Origin of the sequence: Paenibacillus sacheonensis (assembly GCF_009909195.1) — a bacterium.
Lineage (GTDB): Bacteria > Bacillota > Bacilli > Paenibacillales > Paenibacillaceae > Paenibacillus_Z > Paenibacillus_Z sacheonensis.
Genome location: NZ_JAAAMU010000015.1, coordinates 153,665 through 179,324, shown reverse-complemented (window position 1 = coordinate 179,324; position 25,660 = coordinate 153,665). Strand labels below are relative to the sequence as shown.

Sequence of the window (25,660 nt, the reverse complement as noted above, 5' to 3'; positions counted from 1 at the left end):
CGCCTAAGGACTTCGCAATGCTCTTAGCCCCAGCAGTTCCCGACAGATATCGATTAATGGCTTCTAATTTTAACTCTAAATTGAATTTGGACAAAAAAACTGCACCTCCAATCGTTAGATGGTGTCTAACAATTGGGGTGCAGTTCAAGGTCGGCTGCTTTCCTACGCGATGCCGAACGAATTCGACGCTTCGAATTCACTCAGCTCTTGGGGCCTTGGCCGGCAGCTTGCAGACGGCGCTTCGCCTCCTCGTAGATCTCGGCCGGAAGCGCGCCCTTCTCGGCAATTCGGATATTCTCGGCCAGATGCTCCGGGTTCTTCGTGCCCACGATGGTCGTGGACAGACTCGGATGGGCGAGCGTGTACCGGAGTATGAATCCGGTCCGGCTTTCGCCTTCCTCCAACAGTTCATCGAGCTTCGCATTCTCCCACGCGGCCCAGCGATCCTCGCTGCCGAGTCCCGCGCCGGGCTCCCCGCGGCCTACGCCGCCGCGAATGATCGTGCCTGCACCGGCGTTCGCCGCATCGGAGATGATGTTCTCGTGATCTCGTTCCAGCGCGGAATACGGGATCTGGAAGCTGTCGAATACGCCGGACTGAATGTAGGCTGCAATATGCGGCAGCGTCGAGGAAATGCCGATCCAGCGCACTTTGCCCGAAGCCTGGATTTCCCGAAGCACGTCCACCAAATTGCCTTCTTCGGTCTGCTCGACGGTCGGATTGTGGAGCTGCAGCAGGTCGATATAGTCGGTATTCATTCGCCGCAGGCTTGTTTCGATGTTGTGCAGCAAATTATCCCTCGTCCACACATGCGGCGTTTCATCGTGATCGCCGCTGTCGACGACCGTGCATCCGCATTTCGTCGCCAGAATATATTCGCTGCGGCGATGGCTGATGTATCGGCCGATGTACTCCTCGCTCAAGCCGTAATCATACGCCGTATCGATGAAGTTAATCCCTGCATCCAGCACGGCGTTCAAGATGCGTTCCGCTTCTCCGTCCGCAACCGGCCGGCCGCCCCAAATCCGTGGACCGCGAATTTCCATGGCGCCGAACCCCAGCTTCGTTACCTCGAGTCCCGTTCTGCCCAGCACTGCCTTTTGCATGATAATTCCTCCTCGATAGGTTGTTTATTCCATGATCCGTCCCTGCTTCGTGAACGCTTGCAGGAAGGTTCCGAAATTGTAGATCGGCTCGTAACCGAGCTCTTGGCGTTCCTTGGTCAGATCCCTCAGATGCAGCTGATCCGGTACTTGGAAATCATAGTTTTCGATGACTTCCTTCGCGCCGGGATACAAATTCTCCCAAGCCTCAACAGCTGATTCGCCATAGGCCTCCAGCTGCTTGTCCGTAAACGGATCGTAACGCTCGATATGGTAGGCTCCGAAAACGGATTGACATGTCACTGCCTTCACGACGGCTTGAATGACGTCGCGGCGGTCCACGCCGCCATGCAGCAGCCGTTCTCCGTAATGGCTGATTGTCCGGTACGGCGTGAAATCGGCCGGTCGCAGCATGATGACTTCGATTCCGTGATGGTCATGATAGTACTGGCATAATTGCTCGCCCAGCTTCTTCGTATAGGCATAGAAATCATCGCCGTACACGGACATGCTGGACAACCAGACGACGCGGCGAACGCGATTCTTGACCGCGGATTGAAACATATGAAACGTTCCCGTCACGTTCAGTTCATAGAATTGCTGCTCCGTAACCGTCCCCAAATGAATGCCATGCCAGGCCGGCGTATGGATGACGACATCGGCGCCTTCGCATGCCCGGTCGAGTGCCCCCGCTTCGCGGACGTCTGCTTCGTAGAAAGGCAGATCGGCGTTCATAGGCGCAAGATCCGTCAGGCGAACGTCGTGATGCGGCTTCAATTGTTCCGCAAGACCGGATCCCAGGTTTCCCGAGGCGCCGGTAATCAGAATGTTCACGGCTCTCCACTCACTCCTCTCGTAGGTACTTCAGACAGGTTCTATTATAGCAGAAGCTGCGTCCGCGGAAGCTCGGAAGGCACGATAAGCGCATGGATGTCCAGCCCTTCCTCGTCACGCCGCTTCAAATCCCGCAGAAAATCGACGAACCCGGTCCGAGGCTCCCAGCCCAATACGCGCTTCGCTTCGGACAAATCATGCTGCTCGACTTCCTTCGGCAGCTCGATTCCGTATTTCGCCAGCAGCGCGGCGCTTCCCGGTACCTGCTCTTCGCACCATCCAAGCCCTAGGCCGGCGAAATCCGCGCGAACATGCTCCGGCATGCCATGATCGGTATGAACGATCGTTCGAAACAAGCCGAAGGATTGTTTTCCGGCGGCTTCCAGCGCCTGAACGGTAGCCGTGGCGACGTCTCTGCGGTCCACTCCGTTGCGCAGCAGCCGTTCGCCGAATTCCAGGTACGGTCTCGGGATAAACTCGTGATAACGCAGCATCGCGATCGAAGCCCCCGTCATCTCATGGTACGTCCGGCAAAGATCTTCGCCGATTACTTTGCTGACGCCATAGACAGACCACCAGCCGTAGGCCATCGACGAAGCGTACACGATCGAACGGATGCCTTCCTGTCTGCATGCCTCCAGCACGTTATAAGTGCCGTCCACGTTGACGGCGAAGATGGTATCGTCGCTGACCGGCGGTTGATGGGCGCAATGCCAGGCCGCCAAATGAATGACGCCGTCCATGCCTTGGACGGCCTGCCGGACGTCCGTGACGGTCCGCGTATCGCACCGGACAAACTCGGCTTCGGCCAGATCCGCCGCATGCGAAGGCATGACGTCCGCCATTCTCACCTGATGGCCCGCTCGCAGCAATTCCCGGCATACGGCCTGTCCGCCGTTGCCCGAAGCCCCGGTTACAAGTACTTTCATGGTTTACCGCTCCTTAACTAGAACCCGATTTATTTTACGCGGGCAATGATGCTCAAATCTTCGTCCGAAAGCAGCGGCCTCGCTGATGCGCTTACATTTTGAGCCGCCTGCTCGGCTGTCTTCGCTCCGGGGATCGCGACCGAAATCGCCGGATGGTTAAGCACGAAGCGAAGCGCGGCCTGCGACAGCGTACGCTCCTCGTTGACAAGCCCCTTCAATGTTTCTACCTTGGCAAGGCTATCGGCGAACCAGGTTTCCTTGGGCCAGTTCCTCCGGATGTCGCCTTCCCCGAAGGTCGTTCCCTCATGGAATTTCCCTGTCAGAATCCCCATCCGCAGCGGTCCGCGGACAACGGCGCCGATGCCGTGCTGCTCCAGATAAGGCAGCACTTCGCTCTCCACGGAACGGTTCAGGACGCTGTAGTCGAGCTGAACGGCGTCCAATCCGCCCTCGCGGTTGAAATGTTTGATATAGTCGAAGTTTTCGGTAGAGACGCCGACCGCTCTCACTTTGCCATCCCGCTTCAACTGCTTGAACGCTTCTATGAACGCTTCCGTCTCCTCCTGCTTGTCCCACCATAGGTGGCAGAAATAAACGTCGATATAATCGGTACCCAGCCGCTTCAGGCTGTTCTCGAACGCCTCGATCACTTTGGCAGGCCGACCGTAGACCGGCTCCCCGTTCGGGTCGCGGTGATGGCCCATCAGCCCTCCCTTGGTCGAGACGACCAGCTCGTTCCTCCGGCCTTCGATCAGCTTCGCCACCAGCTGTTCGCTCCGGCCGTCTCCGTATACGTCCGCCGTATCGATAAAGTTAACGCCGAGTTCGACCGCGGCTTCCATCGCCCGCAAGGACTGCCCGTCATCGACCGGCCCCCAGGCATCGCCTCCGATTGCCCAAGCGCCGAATCCGATCTCGGACACTTCGATTTTCGTCTTCCCCAGTTTCCTAGTAAACATAGCGAACCTCCTCGTCGTATCGGTCAGCTCTATCTTAATCGATCTTGCCCGATGCCGAAAGTACGCACTTTTACCATACTTTGTTACCTTGCGGTGACTAATGGCAGGAGAACGGGCAGCGCCCATTGAAATCTAGTAGGGGAAAACAACAACGCAGAGGAGGCATACAGTGGTGGGAAATCCTGAATCATATGCATGCGAAATCGAGAAATCATTACGAATCATCGGCGGAAAATGGTCGTTCCTCGTCATTCGCGAGCTGTTTTTTCACGAGGTGAAGAGGTTCGGCGAGCTTAAGAGCGCCATTGCCGGCATCAGCTCCAAATCGTTGACCGAAACGCTCCGTCATCTGGAAGAGAATCAAGTCGTCACCCGAGAAAGCCATGCCACCATTCCTCCGACCGTCGAGTATCAGCTCACGGACAAGGGGAAGGCGTTCAGCGGCATCTTGCTGGAAATGAAAAAATGGGCCCGCGATTGGGCTTAAACTTAGATTCAGGCATAGATCCAGGCGCAAGCTTAGGCTTAGGAAACACCCTCTTCGCCGGCGTTCTCCGGACGTGCCGCCCATTCGCGCGACAGCAGGCCCATCGCGATCAGGTCGTAGCGTTTCCTCCCGCGCAGAACCGCTTCGCGAAGCCTGCCTTCTTCGACGAATCCGGCTCCGAGATACGTCCGGATCGCGGCTTCATTGTAAGCGATCACTTCCAGGCTGATCCGTTCCAGGTTCAGCTCGAGGAACGCGTAGCGCAGCAGCATGGCGACGGCATCCCGGCCGTAGCCTTGGCCACGGTCGCTTGGATGTCCGATGCCGACCGCCATCCGCGAAGAGCGATTGTTCCACTCGATGCCGTGGAGCGCGGCGAAGCCGACCAACCGGTCGTCCTCGATCGTCCGGAGCATGAACTCGATCGTGTTTTTGCCGTTCTCGGCCTGCTCGAAAAACTCCGCCGTTTGCGGCACCGCGTATTCGGTATCCACATTGCGCATGTAGTCGTAGCTCTCGGTAAAAACCGACAGCTGCGCGGCATCGTCCGGCCGCACGGCCGCGAACCGCAGCCATTCGCCGCTGAATAGATCCATATCCCGCATGTTCATAGCAGATCGTCTCCTTCTTTTAGCCAATCGGCAGCACCCGTTCTCTCCGAATCGGGAAGAACGGCCGCCGCCTCATTATGGCATATCGCGCCAAGAATACAAATACGCCGGCTCTCCCGCTGACAGCGAACGGGAGGGCCGGCTTTTGTTTTAACCGTGAGCTTGAACGATTGTCCATTATAAAATCAGCGAACCGCACCTCCGGCAAGGTGATTATAGTAGTAAAGATAAAATATCAACAACCGACTGTCGCCTGCTATTTTATGCGGCAATGGCCGCCAGAGCCGTGCCCCCCGGGGAAGTCCGCTCATATCCTACAATGAAATGCCTATGACAGACATTGACTCAGGAGCTGAGGGACACTTGAGAATAGCGCAAATCTCGACGAATACGATTCCCGTCCCGCCGAAGAGATACGGGGGTACGCAGCGCGAGGTGCACTACTTGACGGAAGAGCTGGTCAAACGCGGGCATGAGGTGTTTCTGTTCGCCAAGAAGGGCTCGAAGTCGAACGCGACCCGAACGTTCGAATACGATTCGGACGACCGAACCGAGCAGTTGGATTTCATCATCAAGAACATGCCGCCGGACATCGACATCATCCATGACCACTACGGCATCGTCGCGAGAGCCAACCCTCCGATTCCGACCATCGGACAGTCCCATTCGAACACGTTCCGATCGAACGTGCAGATACGGGTCTACGTCAGCAAATTCATTTTGCGGAAGTACGGCAAAGGGAAAGGCTACGCGGTTCACAACGGCCTGCGCATGGACGACTACGACTTCCGGAAAAAGAAACAAAACTATCTGCTTTTCATCGGCAGGCTCATCAAAGAAAAAGGCGTTCATCTGGCCATCAAGGTGGCCAAGAAAACGGGCCGCAAGCTGATCATCGCCGGCACGCTGAACGATAAGAACTATTTCAAAGCTAAAATCAAGCCGCATCTGGGCAACAAGATCCGTTACATCGGGCCCGTCGGCGGCGGACGAAAGCGCAGGCTGCTGGCCGACGCGCACTGCGTCCTCTTTACGTCGACCTGGGATGAACCGTTCGGGCTTGTCCTCGTCGAAGCGATGGCGAGCGGCACGCCGGTACTGGGCTTCCGCCGCGGCGGCGCCGTTCCCGAAGTGCTTGGCGGCATGCCTAAGCTCCTGTGCGACACCACGACCTGCATGGCGGCGAAGGTGAACAACCGCGAGGGGCTGCCGAACGCCCGCGTCTTAAGGCGGTACGCCCGGACTCGCTACTCCGAGCGGACCCTGGCGGATGCGTTCCTGCGGCTGTATCGGAGAGTCATCAAGAAGAAGCTGTATAAAATCAAGGCAGACACGTTATGGAATCAGCGCTTAGCCGTACTTCAACCGACGTCGAACGGGGATGAGGAATAAATGATTACCGTGATCGCATGCACGATGAGACCCGCCTTCATCGACAACGTGTTCGAGAATTACGACCGCCAGCTCTGGAAGAACAAGAAAATGATCATTATCCTGAACAATGACGGCATGGACATCGAGGTTTACAAAGAGCGGGCCGGCCAGTACCCTGAAGGCGAAGTGACCGTCTACCAGCTGCCCCAGAAATACCGGCTCGGCAAATGCCTGAATTACGCCATCAAATACGCGGACAACGGACTCATCGCCAAGTTCGACGACGACGATTACTACGGGCCTAAGTTTCTTCGGGAGGCCGCCCGCGCGATCAAGCACGGCAAAGCGTCTATCGTCGGCAAGCATACCGCCTACCTCTATTTCAAAGGAAAGCGGGCCTTGATGGTGTTCCGGCGAGGCGGCGAGAAAACATACAAGCGCAACGTCAAAGGCGGCACGCTCGTATTTCGCAAATCGGTATGGCGCCGCGTCAAATTCCCTTCGAACCGGAAAGCCGGCACCGATGCCAGATGGCTCTCCCGCTGCATTCGGCGAGGCTTCCGCGTCTATTCCGTTTCCAAACGGCACTACGTCTGCATCCGCCGCCAAAACTGGAACAGCCATACGCAGAAAAAAAGCACGCGCCGGTATATGCGGCACTGCAGGCTCGTACGCCGCACGAACAATTTCAGCCGTTACGTCAATTGATGCCCGGCAATCGGATAACGAACGCAAGGTCAACCGGCCGGCCGGTTGACCTTTACGCGCGTGCGTCTCCGTCCCTATGCCGCGGGCGTGCGCATGGGCATCAACGTTTAAGCAGGTTGATATGATCGAGATCGGTGCTGGAGTCGAATATAAAAGCGAGATTGTATTTGCCGCGTTTATAGACGACCTTCTGCTGCACCAAGGATCCGTTCCGGATCGTGACCGAGTACGCAGGCTTTCCCCAGCGTCCGAAGAGCATCCGCTTGGTGATGCCGCCGATATTCGTCTGGCGTTCAACGTTGGTCCCGAAGTAGCGCATCTCCCGAACCTTGTTGAGCCTATAGGCGATGGCATAACCAGGGCGGCCCATCTCCGCATGATACCTATCATAGCCATTCGCGCTCGATCTCGGCTTGTCCGGCTGACCGATTTTGCCAATGACCTGCTTGCGGGTGCTGGTCCCGACCTTCAGTCCTTTCACCGAGCCGGGGAATTGCCCGACCAAGGCAGGCTTATAAAAGCTGTTTAACGTCTTCAGCGCCATTGCGGCGTCCTCGCTGCCTGCTGTCCGCATCTGTTTCGCCGCTTGCCCGGCATCGGCAAGGGCGGGCATTCCGGATACTAGGAATAGACCGGACAGAGACACGGCTAATACGATCTTGGAAGCATGTTTCTTCATGAGATTCCTCCTGCGTTCGAGATGGTGGGTTTGGATGATCTTAGCTAACTTTCCCTTGTGCCCGGCGGTTTACTCGCATCCCAACGCTACAGGGGCAGGCAAACGCGAAGCGATCTTCGGAATAAAGCAAAAAAGCCGCGATTTCCGCGGCCTTTCACGTTTTCGGTTATTCCGTTATCTTGAGATACGGGCGACAAAATCATTCACTGCTTCCGCAAACGCTTGGGGCGTCTCTACGTGATTCATATGTCCGCCTTGTTCGAAGATCACGAGCTGCGAGCCTGGGATTTTCTCATCCATCTCCTTGGCCCAGCGCGGTCCGCAGTTAAAATCGTACTCGCCTGCGAGGATGAGGGTGGGGAGTTCAATCGTTTCAAGATCATCGCGAACGTCCCACGTATGCGGCTTGCGATTCGGATCCACGGAGAAATCCAATCCGGCCCGCCACTCGCCGAATGCGTCTGGCAGCCTCCAAAAATGTCCGAAAAACGCAGGCATCAAGCGGCCCAGCACGTTCAGGATGGCTTCTCTGTCCCGCGCTTTTCCCGTAATCATGTCCATCCATGCCTGCTTCGCATCCTGCGCTTCCGGACGGTCCGCCCAACGCTGGGCGAAAATCTCGAGTTGCTGAACCTGCTCCATGCCTAGCTCTTGATTCATGCACGGAGCCGAGCTGTAGAGGATAAGTCCGCCGAGCTCGTTCGGATAATCAAGCGCATATTGCAAGCCAACGAACCCGCCGTGCGAGTGACCTAGGAACAATGGCCGATGCGCTCCGATATGAGCTGCTACTTGATGGGCGAAGTAGGCGTATTTGGGCATCGTGTACTCTCCGCCTGGAAGGTTGTCGGAATTTCCAGTACCTACTGCCTCCAAATAGACGACGGTCATGGATTTTTCCAGCAGCGGCATGCGCATATAGCTCCACTGAAAACCTGGGCCTCCCGCATGGACCAGACAGACCGGGCCTTCTCCCGCAATATGATAAACTTGGCGGACACCGTCAATGACAATCTCGTGCATTGCCGGCACGCCAATCGAAGCTTTATCGTTTGATGCAGTCATGTATCTTCCTTCTTTCGGTTCATCTTTGACTACCTGAATCCAGCAACCGCCCAGCAACTGCTTGACTCTGCATTACCGATGCGCAATAATTGCTACATGGAAAATCGAAAAACGCAAATCATAACTATGGCATCATCGCTTATTCGAAAAAAAAGCTATTCGAACTTCACGTTTGACGAGATTTCAAAACATTTTGGCGTTACGAAAGCGAGTATACATTATCATTTCGAGAAAAAGGAAGATCTGGGCCTTGCCGTATTGGATCAACTTTATCGAAGGCTGGTCGACTTTAAGTCCGTCATTCAACTTTCATCGCAATCGATGGAAGAGAAGCTCGTGCAATATTGCATTAACCAATCCATACAGTTCGCGGAGTATGACATATGTCCGACCTCTTCCTTGCAGACGGATTATGAACTGCTGCCGGAATCGATGAAACGAAAGCTGCAAGAGATAGGCGAGTTTGAAATTACGATCATCGATGAGATCGTTGCTGAAGGCATCGTAGACCCGGCGATGAATACGCGCGCCATGGCGATCACGATCTTGTCCGCAATCAAGGGAGCCCTGCAATACAATCGCGCCATGCAGCACAATTTCATTCCGGATATCATGTATGGAATTAATCGGCTATTGAAAAGCTAGCCGGCAAACGCAATGATACGAGTTAATATTTACGGGCTGCCTGATGCAGTCTTTTTTTGTTTTAACCCTTTATTTGGGACAAATCTCTATTATTCAAGACCTGGATAAGTGATATGGTATTTTCCCGAAACGGATAGTAGATGCTGCATGGCCTCGGGAGTGGGCGGCTCTACATGATTCTCCATTCCTTCGACATAAGGAACGCCAAGTTCCTTCACGAAAGAATCAAATCCCGCAGGGTATGCGGTAACCAGAAACTTAGCCGTATTCGATTTCACTTTGAACGTATGCGGAATGCCGCGAGGCGCGAACACGTATTCGCCGGCTTTCACCGAAATCGTCTCCTTGCCGAGCGTCATCTCGATTTCTCCATCCAGAACGTAAAAAGATTCATCTTCTTTCTCATGCAAATGCAATGGAGGTCCATCATCTTTCTTGACGGAACAATGCACGACGCAAAACTCTCCGTTCGTATCTTCGCCGCTTACCAATATGGAATTGACGTCGCTAAGAAACAGGAACGTATTTTCTTTATTGATATTCCGGTACATCACATCTGCAATCCTTGGATTACTCATCTTATCGGCTCCTTCTGGGTGTGAAATCATGTTGTATAAATCTTACTAACCGGCCGGTAAGTGTAGTTGAATTATAGCTACACTCTTAACCGTGAGTCAATATTTCTAACATTAAGATATTGTGAACTAGCATTGCCTCCTCCGCGCCGATCCGGACGGCAAGCTCCGAGGCGGAGCAGCGTTGCCCGCTTGTCCATTTTTAAAGGGACCAACCACATTAAAAAGCCCGCCTTTGCAAACCAGCAAAGGCGGGCACTTTCGTTTATGAAAGATAAACTTATTCCACGGCCGGCTTCGGCATGAGCCACGCATGATCCGGATCGTTGCAGAACTTCCATATCCGCACCGGGCCTGCCATGACGTTCAAGTAGTAGGCATCGTACCCCGGAGGAGCCGATACGGGATGGTAGCCCCGAGGCACGAGCACCGCTTCGCCGCTTGCTACCGCCAGCGTCTCGTCCAGCGAGCGATCGTCCGTGTAGACCCGCTGTACCGCGAAGCCCTGCTCCGGCTTGACTTGATAGTAATACGTCTCCTCGAGCAGCGATTCCTCGGGCAGATGATCCCGGTCGTGCTTATGCGGCGGATAGCTGGACCAATGGCCGCCAGGCGTGAACACTTCCACGACGAGCAGGCTGTCCGCCGCCTCGGATTCCGGCAAAATGTTGTGGATGAGCCGCTCCGTGCTGCCTTGGCCGCGGACTTCGACGCCTACGTCCCCGGGAGCGATCAGACGGGCCGCTTGCGTTGCCTTCCCCGGCGCCCAGCAAAGCGCGAGATGAAGCTCTGTCGCGGCCGTGATTTCGAACCGGTCGCCGGAAGGCACGTAGACCGAGTACGGCGGAATTTTCTCGAACACGCTCATGCGCGCGCCGATCCCGTTCCATGCCTGCTCCGAGGTTGCGACATCCGCCTTGCCGGCAAGCAGCACGAGGCACGCCTCCAATTCCCCGGTCGAACGAACGAGCCGCTCCCCGGGATTCATCCGATATACTTCAAAGCCGACGTACGTCCAGCCTGCCGATGCCGGCGTGATGCGCAGGACATTGCCCTCCGCGTCCGGCGTCAGGCTTGGTTTTACGATGAGCTCGCTCATGGATGTGAATGCTCCCTCCCGGCGCTTACCAGCGCGCCGTCACCATTTTCTTGCGCGTATAAAACTCCACGCCGTCCTGTCCGTTCGCGTGCAGATCGCCGTAGAACGATTTTTTCCAGCCCGAGAACGGGAAGAACGCCATCGGCGCGGGCACGCCCAGGTTGATGCCGAGCATGCCTGCGTCGATGTTCTCGCGGAAGTGGCGGACGCTGCTGCCGTTCTGCGTGAAGAGGCAGGCGCCGTTCGCGAAGTCCGATTCGTTGGACAACGCGATCGCTTCGTCCAAGCTGTTCACCCGCACGACCGACAGTACCGGCGCGAAAATCTCGTCCTGCCAGATCTTCATCTCGCTCGTCACGTGATCGAAGATGGTCGGGCCGACGAAGTAACCGTCGCCCGCTGCCGCGGCATCGGTACGTCCGTCGCGGCGCAGCACCGCGCCGTCTTGCTCGCCGGACGCGATATAGCCGAGCGTGCGTTCCTTGTGCGGACCGCGGATGACCGGGCCGAGGAAGACGCCTTCGTCCATGCCGTTGCCGATCGTGATCCGGTCCGCCGCGGCGACCAGCTTCTCGATCAGCGGCTCGGCCGCCTCGCCGACGGCGACGACGACGGAACAGGCCATGCAGCGCTCGCCCGCGGAGCCGAAAGCTGCGCCGACGATCTGCGTGACCGCGGCATCGAGATCCGCGTCCGGCATGACGATGGAGTGGTTCTTCGCGCCGGCGAGCGCCTGGACCCGCTTGCCATGGGCGGATGCGGTCTTGTAGACGTACTCGGCCACCGGCTGGGAGCCGACGAACGAGATCGCCCGGACGTCCGGATGCGCGAGCAGGCCGTTCACGACGTCATGCGCGCCGTGGACGACGTTCAGCACGCCGTCCGGCAAACCCGCTTCCCGGAAAAGCTCCGCCAGCCGGTTTGCGAGCAGCGGCGTCCGCTCGGACGGCTTCAGCACGAACGTGTTGCCGCAGGCGATCGCGAGCGGGAACATCCAGCACGGGACCATCATCGGGAAGTTGAACGGCGTGATGCCGCCGACGACGCCGACCGGGTAGCGGTACATGCCGGATTCCAGGTTCGTCGCGATATCCGGCAGCTGCCGGCCCATCATGAGCGAAGGCGCGCCAGCGGCGAATTCGACGCATTCGATGCCGCGCAGCACTTCGCCGTGCGCTTCGGCATAGCTCTTGCCGTTCTCCAGCGTGACGATGCGGGCCAGCTCGTCCCAGTGATCGACGAGCAGCTGCTGGTACTTGAACAGGATGCGCGCGCGGCGGGGAACCGGCGTCTTGCTCCATGCCTCGAAAGCGGCTTTGGCGACGCGGACGGCGCCGTCCAGTTCGTCCTTGGACGAGAGCGGCACCTGGTGGATGATCTCGCCGGTTGCCGGGTTATAGACCGGCTCGGAGCTGCCGGAGACGGATGCGACCCATTCGCCGCCGATGTAGTTGGGAAGCAGAGCCGGTGCGTTCGTGTGGGACATTCGGAAAATCTCCTTTCGGAATCGGAATTAGGCTTGCTGGGAAGCTGCTATATAATCTTCGATCTGCCGAACCGTCGGCATCGCGTCGGAGCAGCTGTGGCTGGAGATGACGATGGACGCGGACGCGCTGCCGAATGCCATGCTGCGGCCGACGGTCCACCCCTGCATCAGGCCGTAGAGGAAGCCCGCCGCGTAGGAGTCGCCCGCGCCGAACGTCTTGATGACCTTCGCGGGGAATATCGCGCCCCGGTGAGAGCTTCCGTCTTTGCCGTAGGCGATGGAGCCGTCCTTGCCGTGCTTGATGACGACGAGCTCGGCGCGGCAGCCGAACCATTGAGCCGCCGTCGCCTCGTCGCTGCGCGCGGCGCTGCCGTCGAAGCGCTCGAGCATGTCGAATTCCTCGCGGGTGCCGATGATGATGTCGCTCTTCTCCGCCGCGAGCTGATAGCAGATCGCCGTTTCCTCGGGCGATGCCCACGAATACGGCCGGTAATCGATATCGAAGACGACCTTCGTGCCGTGCTTGCGGGCATAACGGAGCGCGAGCAGCACCGCTTCGCGCGACGGGCTCTTCGCCAGCGCCGTGCCGGATACGAGCAGCACCTTGCTGTCCGCGATGAGCGCCTCGTCCACTTCTTCCGGCGCGAGCAGCAGGTCGGCGACGTTGTCGCGGTACATGAGGATGCTGCATTCCTCTGGGCTCTTGATTTCCGTAAACGCGAGTCCCGTTACCGCGCCCGTGCGGTCCGTCGTCACGCCGGACGTATCGATGTTGTTATCGCGCAAATAACGCAGGATGAACCGGCCCATTTGGTCGTCCGCCACCTTGCCGATGAAGGCGGCGCTTTGCCCCAAGCGGGACATGCCGATGCAGATATTGGCCGGCGAGCCGCCGACGTACTTGGTGAACGTCATCGTCTCTTCCATCGGGCGATTGATCTCGTTGGCGTTCAAATCGATGCACAGCCGGCCGATCGCGACGAAATCGCGCGGCTTGCCGGCATCGAAAGCGATGGACTCCATCTTGCAGCCCTCCCTGATGTTCGGATTGAATGGATAGCTTGCGAATTATTTCCTATATAGAATGCTTTATTTCATGAATGCTTTATTTCATGCGATGAATGCCTGATCTCAAGCGATGCTGGCCAGTTAGCGAAGGAAATGCAATTCATGCGATGATCGGCTATCCAATAGAGCTGTCAATAAGGACGCGCGGCCCGGAGACCCTCTTGCATCCGCTCATGCGCCTCGACGACCTTCCCGCTCTCGGACACCTCCGGCACGCCGACATGCCACCACGACTCGTAACCGTCCGAGTTCGTGCCCGGGAGCACCTTGATCTCCACCAGCACCGGACCTTCCTCGCCCTTCGCCTGCCGCAGCGCATCGGCCAATTCCTCCGCCGTGCGCGCCGTATAGGCGGCCGCCCCCAAGCTGCGCGCATGCATCGCGAAGTCGATCGGCATGTACGTGCCGTTCAGGCGGCCCGTTTCCTTGGAGCGATATCGGAATTCGTTGCCGAAGCCGTCGCTGCCATGACCGCGCTGCAAATTATGAATGCACTGGAAGCCGTGATTGTCGAGCAGCAGCACCGTCAGCTTCACGCCCTCTTGAAGGGCCGTCACCAGCTCCGAATGGAGCATGAGGTAGCTGCCGTCGCCGACGAACGCGTACACGTCCCGCTCCGGCTCGGCAAGCGCGGCGCCGAACGCCCCGCTAACCTCGTAGCCCATGCAGGAGAAGCCGTATTCCATGTGGTACGTCTTCGGCTCGGTCGTCCGCCAGAGGCGGTGCAGGTCGCCCGGCAGACTGCCGGCCGCGGCGACGATGACGTCCTTCGGACCGATGAAGCCGTTGATGACGCCGAGCGCGCGTGTCTGCGTCAAGCCTTCGTCGCTCTCGAGCGCGTAGAGACGGTCGACTTCGGCGTTCCATTCCGCCTTGAGCGCGGCGATGGCGCCTTCCTCGTAACCGCTCAGGTAGCCGCGCTGCGTCAGCTCTTGCGCCAAGGCCGCGAGCCCTGTCTTGGCATCCGCCGTGATGGCTGCGCCTTCCAGCTTGACTGCGTCGAACGCGCTGACGTTGATGTTCACGAACGCCGCGCCGGGGCAGCGGAAAGCCGACTTGGACGCCGTCGTGAAATCGGAGAAGCGCGTGCCGACGCCGATGATTACGTCGGCCTCCGCGGCGACCCGGTTCGCCGCCAGCGTGCCGGTCGTCCCGACGCCGCCGAGGGCGAGCGGATGGTTCCACGGCATCGCGCTCTTGCCGGCCTGCGTCTCCGCGACCGGGATGCCGAACGTCTCCGCGAACTGCCGCAGCGCTTCCGTCGCCTCGGCATAGAGGACGCCGCCGCCCGCGATGATCAGCGGCTTCCGCTTGCCGACGATCGCCTCGGCGGCCCGCTTGACCGCGTCCGGAGACGCCGGACGGCGGTCGAGGTAATGCACGCGCTTCTCGAAGAACGCGGCCGGATAATCGTAAGCTTCGGCCTGCGCGTCCTGCGGCAGCGCCAGCGTAACGGCGCCCGTATCCGCGGGATCGGTCAGGACCCGCATCGCCTGCAGCAGCGACGCCATCAGCTGCTCGGGACGGACGATCCGGTCCCAGAACTTGCTGACCGGCTTGAACGCATCGGTCGCCGAGACGGAATAATCGCTCGGCACCTCCAGCTGCTGCAGCACCGGGTCCGGCTGGCGGCTGGCGAAGTTGTCGCCCGGCAGCAGCAGGACGGGAATGCGGTTGACCGTCGCCGTGCCGGCCGCGGTCACCATGTTCAGCGCGCCCGGCCCGATCGACGAGGTGCAGGCGAAGATCTGCCGGCGGTTCTTCTGCTTGGCGTAAGCCGCCGCGGCATGCACCATGCCCTGCTCGCTCTTGCCTTGGATGAATGCAAGCTCGCCGGATGCCCTCTCGAGCGCTTCGCCGATGCCCGTCACGTTGCCATGGCCGAAGATGCCCATGACGCCGCGGACGAATTTCGTCTCTTCCCCGTCCGCGGAGAGATATTGTTGGTCCAGGAATTTGAGCAGCGCCTGGGCCATCGTCAGTCGAATCGTATGCATGCGTTGCCGCCTCCGTTCACGGATGATGTCGCTTAGAGCGTTTCGTCCAGCTTGAGCAGGTATTCCAGACTCGCCGCCAGGCTGTCGAGCGGGCTGCCCGGGCAGTAATCCTGCTCGACGGCGAACCATTCGACGCCGCTTGCCAGTCCCCAGCGGAGGATCGGCGCGAAGTCGATGACGCCCGAGCCGATCTCCGCGAAATACTGGCGGTCGTCCGCCGTCATGTCCTTCAGGTGAAGGATCGGCATCCGGTTCGCGTAGCCGCGGATGAACGACAGCGGATCCTGGCCCGCTTTCTTCACCCAGTACGTATCGATCTCGGCGTAGATCGCCGGGTCATCGAGCAAGTATTCGAGCGCGAACTTGCCGTCGATCGTCGTGTGAAACTCGAAATCGTGGTTATGGTAGCCGACCCGGAATTCCGTTCCCTTCACGCGCTCCGCGACGGCCAGCAGGTCGCGCTTCACGCTTGCGTAGCCTTCCGGATTCTGCAGGCCGTCCGGCAGGGAATGGCAGATGAAATCCTTCGTGCCGAACAACCGCGCTTCCTCCAGCACGTTGTCCAGGTCGTCCCGCATCCGCGGGAGGCCGACATGCATGCCGGCGGTCTTGAGGCCGAGCTCGTTCATGACCGCCGCGATGTCGCGCGCCGGATTGCCGTGCAAGCCGTCGATCTGAACGGCTGCCCAGCCCATTTGCGCCAATTCCCGCAGGACGGCCTCGAAATCCTTCTTCAGTTCGTTGCGCACCGTGTACAGCTGCGCGGCAAGCCGTTGCTTGATCATTGCGCGATCGCCTCCCTTTTCAAATCGAGCCATTCGACTTCTTCGAGCGTCAGATGCAGGTTCATCGCCTCGACCGAGGAAAGCAGCTCTCCGGGATTGCGCGGTCCGATGATCGCGCCAGTGGCGAACGGCTGATGCAGCACGTAGGACAGCGCGAGCTGGATCGGGGTGACGCCCTTCTCCCCGGCCATCTTCACGGCCCGGCGATAACGCTCCCAGTTGCCTTCGCTGTAGTACACGCGCACCATTTCTTCGTCCGCGCGGTTCTCGGGCGTGAAGTGGCCGGAGAAGAATCCGCCCGCCTGCGCCGACCAGGACAAGAGCGGCATGCCGTTCGCAGCGTGCCAAGCGATCGTCGCCTCGTCCGCCGAGACGACGCCCGGCCACCGCGCCTCCTGCGGCTTGGCCAGGCTCAGGTTCGTGCTGCTGAACGCGAATCCGGTCAAGCCATGCGAGGCTGCGTATTCGTTCGCTTCCTGAATCCGCGCGTGCGTCCAGTTCGACGCGCCGAACGCGCGCAGCCGACCGGCTTCGAGGTTCGCGTTCAGCTCCTCGATGATCGGTCCGACCGCGACGGTCTCGTCGTCGCGGTGCAGCGCGAAGATCTCGACGTGATCGGTGCCGAGCCGCTCCAAGCTTTCCGTCAGATCCTGGCGGATCGCCTGCGGGTTAACCCGCGGCCCCGGACTCCCGTCGTCATGATGGGCGCCCTTCGTCAGAATGACGACCTTGTCCCGCAGCTTCTCCTCGGCTAGCCACTCGCCGAGCAGCTTCTCCCTGCCCCGGTATTGGTGAGCGGTATCGAACGCATTGCCGCCGGCGTCCACGTAAGCGCGCAGCATCAGCCGCTCGTTCTCCTCTAATTTCCGCAAGTCGCCCGTTCCCATGATCAGCCGGGAGATCGGTTTATCCACACCTTGAATATGCAACGCGTCCATCCTTACATCCTCCTTAGACAGCTCAAGTCCGCTTCTTCATTCGCTATCGAATTTATAATCTGGTATCGATTCCATAACGATCGCCGACGCGTTATTGCGAGATCGCCCTCGGCAGAATTCGACTGCCTGCATGCCGCTGCAGAAACGCCTTCAGCCCTTCCAAGTCCGGCGTGCCCGTGCTACCGCCGTAAGCGCCGACGGACATCGCGCCGCAGGCGTTGCCGAACTTGAGCGACGTCTCGACGTCGAAGCCTTGAATGAAGCCGTATAAATATCCGGCATTGAAGGAATCTCCCGCGCCGGTCGTATCCACGGCCTCGACCTTGAAGGCCAGGTGCCGCGTCATGACGCCGTCCTTCATCGCGACGGCTCCGTCCGAGCCGAGCTTCACCACGATATGGGATCCATGATCCGCCATGATCGCGAGCGAATCCGCGATCCGCTCGCGGCGCGTATAATGCAACGCCTCGGTCTCGTTCATCAGGAATACGTCGATGTGGCGCATCAGCTCGAAGATCCCCTCGTACCATTCGCCGGAATCGTCCCAGCCGACATCGCAGGAAAGCGTAACACCCTTCTCCTTCAACCGCTTGACGATCGCGAGAAACTGCTCGTGGTTCTCCCTGCCCCGGTAGCCCGTCAGATGGACATGCCTCCCCTGCGCGATCTGCTCGATGTCGAGCCGCTCGAGCGCCAGCTCCTGATTGGACCCCATATAAGAGAGGAAGGAACGGTCCGTATCCGGATTAAAGGCAATCGAGATGCCGGTTTGATGGGTTTTGCTCGTTTGAATCTGGCTGGTATCGATACCATATTGGGCGAATTGCTCCCGGATGAAGCTGCCGTTGCTGTCATCTCCCAATACGCCGTTGAACGCCACGCCAAGGCCGAGCTTGGCGAGAGAGAGCGAGAACAATGCCGCTCCCCCGCCTACGTGCATCATCATGTTATCCACGAACACTTCCTGGCCGGGCTGCGGCACCTGGCTGTACCCCACTACCACAAGATCTATATTGACGTCTCCGACGACGACAGCATCGAATTTCTTCACGTCTCTCTCCCTCTTCCACTCCGATGTAATGATGCCTGCGTTATTTATCCATGCCGCTTGCAGCTGTCGCGGACGACGAGCTGATGCTTCAGCACGACATCCTGTCCGGGCGCGTCCTCTTGGTCCATGATCATGTCGATCAGCACCTCGACCGTGACCTTCCCCATCTCCTGGATCGGCTGCTCCATGGACGTCAATCGCGGCCGCACGAGCTCCGTCAGCTGGCTGCCGTCGAAGCCGATGATCGAGAGGTCGTCCGGTACTGCCAAGCCTTGGTCGCGCACGGCGTTCATCGCGCCTACCGCCATGTCGTCGCTGACGGCGAAGACGGCCGTAGGCCGGTCCTCGCAGGCGAGCAGCTCCCGGATGAGATCATAGCCGCTTTGCGTCTTGTAATCGCCGAAACGGACATGCTCGTCCACGAGCGGCAGCGAGCTGTCGGCCATCGCGCGGCAGTACCCGATATAGCGGTTCTGCCCCGACGTCACGTCGCGCATGTCGCCGCCGATAAAGCCGATCCGTTCGTGCCCGAGCTCGATCAGGTAACGCGTCGCGTCGTAAGCGGCCGTATAGTCGTCGATGATCACGGAGGCGAAAGCCTGGTCCGTCGGCTTGACGCTGGAGAAAATAATCGGGATGCCGAGCTTATGGATCATGTCCCGTATCTCGTCGTTCAGCTTCTCGTGCATGATAATGATGCCGTCCACGCGCATTTCCTTGAACACGTTCAAATATTTGAGCTCTTTGTCGATGTCCTCGATGATGTTGCACACGAGCAGATTATAATCGTTCATGCTCGCCGTCTTCTCTATGCTGCTCAGGATGGTAGAATAAAAGCTCGACGTCACGTCGGGCACGATGACCCCGATGAGGTTCGTCTTCTTCCGCACGAGACTCCTGGCGATATGGCTCGGCGTGTACCCCAGCTCGTCGATTGCCTGCTTCACTCTGTCCTTCAAATCGTCTTTGACGTACTTCTCGCCGTTCAGCACGCGCGAAACCGTCGTGACCGATACGCCAGCTTTCTTCGCCACATCTTTGATTTTCGGCGCCATACGCTCATCAAGCCCCCAATTTCTTCATCCATGCGTCGTTATCGCCCGTTAACTCTTCACCGCTCCTTCCATGATGCCCGCGATGAACTGCCGGCTGACCACGAGGAAGATGACGATGAGCGGCAAGGTTGCCATGAGCGTGCCGGTCATGACCATGGAATAATCTGCCGTATGAACTGATTTTAACTGTTGGAGAGCTAACATTAAAGTGAATTTGGACGTATCCGTCAAAACAATTAACGGCCACAAGTAATCTTCCCACGTGCCCATGAATGTGGTGATGGCCAGAAACGCCAGCGCCGGCCGCAGGATCGGCAGCGCGATGCGCCAGTATTGGCCGAACTTGCTGCAGCCGTCGATACGCGCGGATTCCAGCAGCTCGTTATGGATGGCCAGCGCGTACTGCCGGATCCAGAAGATCCCGAACGCGGAGGCGATGCCGGGCACGATCAGCGCTTTGTAACTGCCGACCCAGCTGAACGACTTGATGACCATGAACTGCGGCACGAGCAGCATTTGTCCCGGGATCATCATCGTGCCGATCATGACGTAGAACAGCACCTGCGAGCCGGGGAACTTGAACTTCGCGAACGTGAACCCCGTCAAGGAGTTGAAGAACAGCTGCAGCGTCGTGCTGAGCACCGCGATGAAGATGGTATTGAAGAGGGCGCGAATGAAATTGGTGTTATCCAAGACATGATGGAAATTCGTCATGAAATATCCGCCGAACGTCAGCCTCGGAGGGAACGCGAAGATGGCGCTCGTCTGGTTCGTCGACATGACGACCAGCCAGTAAAACGGGAAGATCGATACCAGCACGCCGATTAGCAGCACGGTGTGCAGCAGGATCTTTTTGGTTAGGATTGCCTTGCCCATCGGTCATTCACCTCGTTATCAATCGTCAGATTTATTGAAGACTTTCCAGTTCAGGACCGACAGCAAACCGATGATGATGAAGAGTACCCAGGAGACGGCGGCCGCGTAGCCGTAGTTCTGATAAGTAAAGCCTTCCCGGAACATGTACAGCACGACGGTATCCGTGCCCGGGTACGGGGATTGCGTGCCTGCCAGAACCTGAGGTTCGGTGAAGATCTGGAATCCGCCGATCGTCGACATCATCACGGAGAACAGGATGATCGGCTTCAGCATCGGCAGCGTGATGCGCAGGAACGTCTGGACCGTTGACGCCCCGTCGAGCTCGGCCGCCTCGTAAAGGTCCTTCGGGATCCGCTGAAGGCCGGACAGATAGATGATGGCGTTGTAGCCCATATACCGCCAGCAGATCATCGCCGCGATGACGACGCGGGACGCGAAGGGCGAGTTGAACCATTCGATACGCGAGAGTCCTACCTTCTGCAGCAGGTAATTGATCAGCCCGTATTCGTTGCCGAACAGGGATTGGAATATGATAACGACAGCGACCATGGCCGTAATATTCGGTAGGAAATAAGCGATGCGGTAGAAACCCTTGTACTTTACGACGGCCATATTGATCAAGAAGGCGACGATCAAGGCGCAGATCAGCTGCGGCGCGTTCCCAAGGATCCAGAGGATGATGTTGTTGACGAGCGCCTGCCAGAACGTCGGATCCGTGAACAGGTACGTGAAATTGGCGAAGCCGACGTACTTCATCTCCCCGATGCCGTCCCATTTGTGGGTGGAGAGGAAGACGGAGTAGAAGATCGGGAATACGGAAAAGACCAGGAACAGGATGTAAAACGGCGATATAAACAGATACAACGCTCTGCTCTTGTAGATGTCTTTCAAAAGGCCTCCCATGCGATTCCTCCGTTACTTGGCTGGGACGGGAAGGGGCCTTCGCCCTTCCCCGTACCATCCGTTATGAATGCCAAGCTTGGCTGCGGTCCCGGATTCGCTTAGTGGGACAGCTGTTTCTTGATTTTATCCTGCGCGTCCTGCCATGATTTCACGGGATCGCGCTTCTTGTCGACGGCGACGAGCGCGTCGGTGATGGCCGTGCTCGCAACCATGTCGCGGGAATCGGTATGCGCGACCTTGACGTCCTTCGCGGCGTCCGCGAATACGGTGCTCAGATCTTGATTGCCGAAGAATTCGTTCTTGTTGACCATATCCGGGCTCGCGTAGATTTCCGGCGTCGACGGATAGTTGCCGAACTCCTTGTACGCCGTCACGAGATTTTCCGGACTGACGAGGAATTGGATGACCTCGTACGCTTCCTTCGGATGCTTCGTCGAGTTCAGCGCGCCGAAGAACGAACCGCCTTGGTTGCCGACGCTGCCCGGCGGATGCGCGATGTTCCATTTGCCCTTCGTATCCGGAGCCGCGCTGATCAGATCGCCGACGGCCCACGAAGCGCCCGTGAACATGCCGATTTTGCCATTGTTGATGGCCGCGTTTTGCTCGGAACCGTTGGAGTACGGGAAGGTCAAGCCCTGCTGGTCGGCTTTCACGGCCATGTCGTAGGCGCTCTTCACGTGCTCTTGGTCGCCGATGTAGTTGCCCTGCTCGTCGAAGTACGATTTGCTGCTTTGGCCCATGATGGTGTTGTAGATGTCGGCGATATTGCCCGTCGTCGCCCCCGTCGCGTCCTTCACTTTCTTCAGCAGCGCGAAGTAATCGTCCCATGTCTTCACCGCGGCGCCGACCGCGTCCGGCGTGTTCGGCACGCCGGCTTTTTCCAGCAAGTCCGTGCGGTAGTAAAGCACGACCGGCGCCACGTCGATCGGCATGCCGATCAAGTATTTATCGTCCGGCGTCGCGGCCATTTTCCATTTCCAGTCCAAATACTTGGATTGCACGTCCTTGGCGCCTTGGTCGTAGAGATTCACGAATTTATCTTTATACGTCAACATCGAGGATACCCAGCTGTCCATCGCGACGATATCGGGACCGTCCCCGCCGCCCACGAGGGTAGCTTTCAATTTGGTGAAATAGTCGTCCCCGGATGGAAGCTTCTCTGCCTTCAGATCGATGTTCGGGAATTTCGCTTTCGCCGCCTCGATCGTGGAATCGGAAATCGCGCCGTTCCAGTACCACAGGGTCAGCGGAATTTTTTCGGTTGAAGCGCTTTCCCCGCCGCCATTGCCGGAAGCCGTATTATTGGAACCGTTGGAACCGTTCTGCCCGCAAGCCGTCAGGACAAGCAGCACGCACGCCAGCAAGATGGCGGTTAAACCAAAGGACTTTGTTTTCATTGACTCGTTCCCCCAATTTTAGAAAATAAAGTGCATTCATAGGATGACTGCATTCCGCTTTCTTCAAAGCTTTCCTTACTCGCAATTTCCTATTCACCTGCCGACATGCTTTCCGATTTAACCACCACCTTCGAAAAAATAAGCCGTCACACGTCATTCTGGTACCGCTACCAGAAAAGAATTAAAAAATATGGTACCGATACCAGATTCATAAATGTTTTCCTCTATGGTATCGCTTCCATATCGTTGTGAACAGTATAATCGCATAATTTCCTTTTGACAATCCTTTTTTTAGTCGAATGTAAGCGTCCCTCATGGACCGAATTTGTCCCGATCGGTCTCCTTATGTCATCGGCCGCCGCCGCTCGCTTCCGGAATAGAACACGGGACCGCATCGGGGAATGCGGGCCCTTGTCGACTACGCAACGCTTTTTTCGGACCTGCAGGAAATCCATCTTCTAACATGCTTCTAAGGTTGCAGCCCTTCGACTACTCGAGCTGTAAGTGTCCGATTGGCGAAGTCGAAGACGAATTCAACGACTTCGTTGTCCCGTTCAATGATCAACGTCGACTTCGTGGAAGACCCGCTTCGGGGGTAGCTGTCGATCGAATACGTCTGGGACAAGGTTCCGTAAGGAGCTGCCGCATAATCGAACGCGCCTCGGAACGGAAATACGAACGTGCGCCGATAAAGGCCGTTCCCCGTGTAATACATGCGGGTGGTCTCACTGTTGGAATCGAAATTGATCGCCCCGACCTGATGTTGGAAGCTGCCGTACAGAATGACGCGGGCCGGAAGCTTGACGCCGGTCTCCGGATCGAAGTCGTTCGCCGCGCCATAGGATGCATTGGGTATTGGGTTGCTTGCCCGACCCCGGAGGTCTTCCTCCGATTGCCAAATCCGCTTGATCGTCTCTTCCTGACCGAATCCGAGCGGACAGCCGCTGCCGGGCCGGTTTGCTTGATAAACGTCGGTGACCCCTTCGCCTCCGCCGCTTGCCGGCATCGCGACTCGGCAGCTGCCCAATGTTCTGCGGATCGGCATTTGCAAATATGCATGGATGTTGTTCACGGCCGTCCATCGGTAGGCATATTCCAAGAATTGATCGCGGCTCTCCGCATCCTGCGAGGCAAACCATGCAATCTGATCATAGCCCCACCACTCCATCCAAGCTCGGCGTTCATCCGGAATGCCGTCGCTTTCGCCGAAGAACTTGCCGCCCCAATTATCGAGCTCCATCAACATCGGCAACGTATCGCAGTCCCAGCCGCTTACTGTTGCGCCGCCTTCGCTGAACCCTTCTTGAACCAGCGCGAGCTTGTCTCCCGGCTGATCCAAGATCGGCATCCGCGAATAAGGCATGGAATGAAAGTCGAACAACAGCGTGCCGTTAATATTCACTCCGTGCGTATGCGCATCGAGCAGCACGATGCCGCGTCTTGCATGGCCTCTGGCATAGTCCCTTATCTTCCGGAACAATGCGGCCGTTTTCCTGAACCCGTGGTCTTCGGCGGCATATAAATGGACTTGCCCCATATGGATCGCTTCGTATCCGGCATCGATATAACGCGCCGCCCTGTAGTAGAACCATAGCTGCGTCTCCAGCTTATTCATGTTCGGAATGCCGCCGTCCCCGTCCCACACGAAACCTTGCGGCTTCGAATCGAACAGCATGTCCGCGTAACGGAACGCACGCCGTTCGACGGATAATCCAAACGCCTCGAATACCCAAGCCGGTATTTCAATCTTCTCCACGTCCGTGAAAACGGCTTCAAAAATGCATGTCTGCAGCATAATGTCCGGGTCGATCTCATGCACGCGTTCCGCGAGCGCCCGCGAGTTCCGGAAATGAACGTCGTCATCCGGTTCCAGCAGCCACACGCCCGATGCGCGGCCGAGAAACTTGGCACCGATGCTGCCGATCATTCTCAAATCGTCGTCCAGCGTCGTGCTGTTCACCAGATCCGCGGCCGTGACCGCTCGCGAGAGGTAGCCTTCCAACGCCTCGCGGCTGATCGTTCCGTTAAACATAGACAGGGTCATACGCAACCTCCAATGTTGGGATTTGTAGTGATGAACGTCTTTCGTCGCCAATCTGGTATCGGTTCCAGATTGTTAGTTCTACTATACCATCTCTTTTGGCGAATGATAGATAATTTTCGGGCAGGATACTAAAGTTCGGCTATCTCCCTTAATCCGAAACGAACTCGAATCGAAAATTTTTGACTCCGTATAAATTTCCCTAGAATAATAACGGCACAAGGAGGTTCTCCTGCGCCGCTATTTTGTCATGTGTCCTGCATTCTTGAACGATGGCGACACGCTAGGTTCGCGCTTGCAACGCGCTTCTGGCAACCAGCATATATCCGACTCCTCGAATCGTAATGATTCTCTCCGGACTAGCTGGGTCGGCCTCGATTTTTTTGCGCAAATTGCTGATGTGAACGGCGACCGTTCTCGTATCCTCCAGACTGTCCATTCCCCAGATGAGTTGAAACAACGCATCAACACGGACGGCACGATTCACGTTTTGCGCCATATAGGACAGGAGACTGAACTCTTTTTTCGATAAAAAGATGGCTTCGCTCCCCATATTGACGGACTGCGCGTAGAAATCCAGCGTTAAACCCGGCAACTCCAGCAGCTGTTCCCTTCTCCCCGTCGACACTCTGCGAAGATGAGCCTTGATCTTGGCCATGAGCACTCCCGGGCTGAACGGCTTCGTCACATAATCGTCGCCGCCATAGGATAATGCGCTGATTTTTACCTCGTCTTCCTCGCGGCTGCTCAAAAACACGATCGGCGCATTCGTGAAGCTGCGTGCGTTCACGCACCAATCAATGCCGTTTTCATTAGTCAGCAATACATCCAGTACAATCAAATCCGGCTCGAAAGACGCAAGAAGCTTCATCGCTTCCGTCCCATTATGACTGTAGGAAGATAAGAACCCCTCCCTCTCGCAATAAACCTGAACAATCTCGCATATTTGGGGATCATCATCGACGATCAGGATTTTGCGAGCGTCCGTCATACCG

At 57.6% G+C, this 25,660-nt stretch carries 25 protein-coding genes and 1 pseudogene; 5 read left to right on the top strand and 21 right to left on the bottom strand.

What is annotated here, in order from left to right; translation table 11 throughout:
* Positions 1-200: 200 nt before the first annotated feature.
* The 4 genes from GT003_RS23910 to GT003_RS23895 are packed head-to-tail and all read right to left on the bottom strand — an operon-like array spanning position 201 to position 3,825.
* Complete coding sequence (locus tag GT003_RS23910; RefSeq protein ID WP_161702642.1) at positions 201-1,106, bottom strand: aldo/keto reductase; 906 nt, start codon at positions 1,104-1,106, stop codon at positions 201-203.
* Between the two features lie 24 nt (positions 1,107-1,130).
* Positions 1,131-1,937, bottom strand: coding sequence for an NAD-dependent epimerase/dehydratase family protein (locus GT003_RS23905; protein ID WP_161702640.1), 807 nt, complete (start codon positions 1,935-1,937; stop codon positions 1,131-1,133).
* A 44-nt stretch (positions 1,938-1,981) separates the two neighbouring features.
* A complete protein-coding gene (locus GT003_RS23900; RefSeq protein ID WP_161702638.1) occupies positions 1,982-2,866 on the bottom strand; it encodes an NAD-dependent epimerase/dehydratase family protein in 885 nt (294 codons plus the stop codon).
* A 29-nt stretch (positions 2,867-2,895) separates the two neighbouring features.
* On the bottom strand, positions 2,896-3,825 hold the full coding sequence (locus GT003_RS23895; protein WP_161702636.1) for an aldo/keto reductase: 930 nt from the start codon (positions 3,823-3,825) through the stop codon (positions 2,896-2,898).
* A gap of 172 nt (positions 3,826-3,997) precedes the next feature.
* On the opposite strand from GT003_RS23895, the gene GT003_RS23890 reads away from it, so the two are divergent.
* Positions 3,998-4,312, top strand: a complete 315-nt coding sequence (locus GT003_RS23890) for a winged helix-turn-helix transcriptional regulator (RefSeq protein ID WP_161702633.1) — start codon at positions 3,998-4,000, stop codon at positions 4,310-4,312.
* A 38-nt stretch (positions 4,313-4,350) separates the two neighbouring features.
* On the opposite strand, the gene GT003_RS23885 is transcribed toward GT003_RS23890, so the two are convergent.
* A complete protein-coding gene (locus GT003_RS23885) occupies positions 4,351-4,923 on the bottom strand; it encodes a GNAT family N-acetyltransferase (protein WP_420831469.1) in 573 nt (190 codons plus the stop codon).
* Positions 4,924-5,286: 363 nt separating this feature from the next.
* Here GT003_RS23885 and GT003_RS23880 point away from each other — a divergent pair, with 363 nt between their 5' ends.
* Together GT003_RS23880 and GT003_RS23875 are read left to right on the top strand one after the other, a co-directional pair.
* Positions 5,287-6,315, top strand: a complete 1,029-nt coding sequence (locus GT003_RS23880; protein WP_161702631.1) for a glycosyltransferase family 4 protein — start codon at positions 5,287-5,289, stop codon at positions 6,313-6,315.
* Complete coding sequence (locus GT003_RS23875) at positions 6,316-7,005, top strand: glycosyltransferase family 2 protein (RefSeq protein WP_161702629.1); 690 nt, start codon at positions 6,316-6,318, stop codon at positions 7,003-7,005.
* A gap of 100 nt (positions 7,006-7,105) precedes the next feature.
* Here GT003_RS23875 and GT003_RS23870 read toward each other — a convergent pair whose 3' ends face one another.
* Positions 7,106-7,684, bottom strand: a complete 579-nt coding sequence (locus tag GT003_RS23870; protein WP_161702627.1) for a YjgB family protein — start codon at positions 7,682-7,684, stop codon at positions 7,106-7,108.
* A 174-nt stretch (positions 7,685-7,858) separates the two neighbouring features.
* Positions 7,859-8,749: an alpha/beta fold hydrolase gene (locus tag GT003_RS23865; protein WP_161702625.1), complete on the bottom strand. Its 891-nt coding sequence runs from the start codon at positions 8,747-8,749 to the stop codon at positions 7,859-7,861.
* A 78-nt stretch (positions 8,750-8,827) separates the two neighbouring features.
* On the opposite strand from GT003_RS23865, the pseudogene GT003_RS33170 reads away from it, so the two are divergent.
* Positions 8,828-8,992: pseudogene (locus GT003_RS33170) on the top strand (TetR/AcrR family transcriptional regulator); the annotation flags it as partial.
* A 15-nt stretch (positions 8,993-9,007) separates the two neighbouring features.
* Entirely contained in the window at positions 9,008-9,394 is a 387-nt protein-coding gene (locus GT003_RS23860) for a hypothetical protein (RefSeq protein ID WP_239566013.1), read from the top strand.
* An 89-nt stretch (positions 9,395-9,483) separates the two neighbouring features.
* On the opposite strand, the gene GT003_RS23855 is transcribed toward GT003_RS23860, so the two are convergent.
* From GT003_RS23855 to GT003_RS23790, 14 genes are all read right to left on the bottom strand, one after another.
* On the bottom strand, positions 9,484-9,972 hold the full coding sequence (locus GT003_RS23855; RefSeq protein ID WP_161702621.1) for a quercetin 2,3-dioxygenase: 489 nt from the start codon (positions 9,970-9,972) through the stop codon (positions 9,484-9,486).
* Between the two features lie 277 nt (positions 9,973-10,249).
* Positions 10,250-11,068 (bottom strand): 5-deoxy-glucuronate isomerase, encoded by an 819-nt coding sequence (iolB, locus tag GT003_RS23850; RefSeq protein WP_161702619.1) that lies wholly within the window; start codon positions 11,066-11,068, stop codon positions 10,250-10,252.
* 25 nt (positions 11,069-11,093) lie between these two features.
* A complete protein-coding gene (locus GT003_RS23845) occupies positions 11,094-12,554 on the bottom strand; it encodes a CoA-acylating methylmalonate-semialdehyde dehydrogenase (RefSeq protein ID WP_161702617.1) in 1,461 nt (486 codons plus the stop codon).
* 27 nt (positions 12,555-12,581) lie between these two features.
* Positions 12,582-13,577, bottom strand: a complete 996-nt coding sequence (gene iolC / locus GT003_RS23840; protein ID WP_161702615.1) for a 5-dehydro-2-deoxygluconokinase — start codon at positions 13,575-13,577, stop codon at positions 12,582-12,584.
* 176 nt (positions 13,578-13,753) lie between these two features.
* On the bottom strand, positions 13,754-15,619 hold the full coding sequence (gene iolD, locus GT003_RS23835; RefSeq protein ID WP_161702613.1) for a 3D-(3,5/4)-trihydroxycyclohexane-1,2-dione acylhydrolase (decyclizing): 1,866 nt from the start codon (positions 15,617-15,619) through the stop codon (positions 13,754-13,756).
* Positions 15,620-15,651: 32 nt separating this feature from the next.
* Positions 15,652-16,404 carry a sugar phosphate isomerase/epimerase family protein gene (locus tag GT003_RS23830; RefSeq protein ID WP_170312320.1) on the bottom strand — a complete coding sequence of 251 codons (753 nt, stop codon included), beginning with the start codon at positions 16,402-16,404 and terminating at the stop codon, positions 15,652-15,654.
* Positions 16,401-17,342 carry an aldo/keto reductase gene (locus tag GT003_RS23825; RefSeq protein ID WP_161702611.1) on the bottom strand — a complete coding sequence of 314 codons (942 nt, stop codon included), beginning with the start codon at positions 17,340-17,342 and terminating at the stop codon, positions 16,401-16,403. The genes GT003_RS23830 and GT003_RS23825 overlap by 4 nt, the downstream gene beginning before the upstream one ends.
* 91 nt (positions 17,343-17,433) lie before the next feature.
* Positions 17,434-18,393, bottom strand: a complete 960-nt coding sequence (locus GT003_RS23820; RefSeq protein ID WP_161702609.1) for a PfkB family carbohydrate kinase — start codon at positions 18,391-18,393, stop codon at positions 17,434-17,436.
* A 44-nt stretch (positions 18,394-18,437) separates the two neighbouring features.
* On the bottom strand, positions 18,438-19,448 hold the full coding sequence (locus tag GT003_RS23815; protein WP_161702607.1) for a LacI family DNA-binding transcriptional regulator: 1,011 nt from the start codon (positions 19,446-19,448) through the stop codon (positions 18,438-18,440).
* Positions 19,449-19,496: 48 nt separating this feature from the next.
* Positions 19,497-20,324, bottom strand: a complete 828-nt coding sequence (locus GT003_RS23810; protein WP_161702605.1) for a carbohydrate ABC transporter permease — start codon at positions 20,322-20,324, stop codon at positions 19,497-19,499.
* A gap of 18 nt (positions 20,325-20,342) precedes the next feature.
* Complete coding sequence (locus GT003_RS23805; RefSeq protein ID WP_161702603.1) at positions 20,343-21,227, bottom strand: carbohydrate ABC transporter permease; 885 nt, start codon at positions 21,225-21,227, stop codon at positions 20,343-20,345.
* A 98-nt stretch (positions 21,228-21,325) separates the two neighbouring features.
* On the bottom strand, positions 21,326-22,624 hold the full coding sequence (locus GT003_RS23800; protein WP_161702601.1) for an ABC transporter substrate-binding protein: 1,299 nt from the start codon (positions 22,622-22,624) through the stop codon (positions 21,326-21,328).
* 469 nt (positions 22,625-23,093) lie between these two features.
* Positions 23,094-24,668: a hypothetical protein gene (locus GT003_RS23795; protein ID WP_161702599.1), complete on the bottom strand. Its 1,575-nt coding sequence runs from the start codon at positions 24,666-24,668 to the stop codon at positions 23,094-23,096.
* Positions 24,669-24,948: 280 nt separating this feature from the next.
* The gene (locus tag GT003_RS23790) at positions 24,949-25,656 is read right to left on the bottom strand and encodes a response regulator transcription factor (RefSeq protein WP_161702597.1); all 708 of its coding nucleotides are present in this window, start codon (positions 25,654-25,656) and stop codon (positions 24,949-24,951) included.
* Positions 25,657-25,660: the final 4 nt, after the last annotated feature.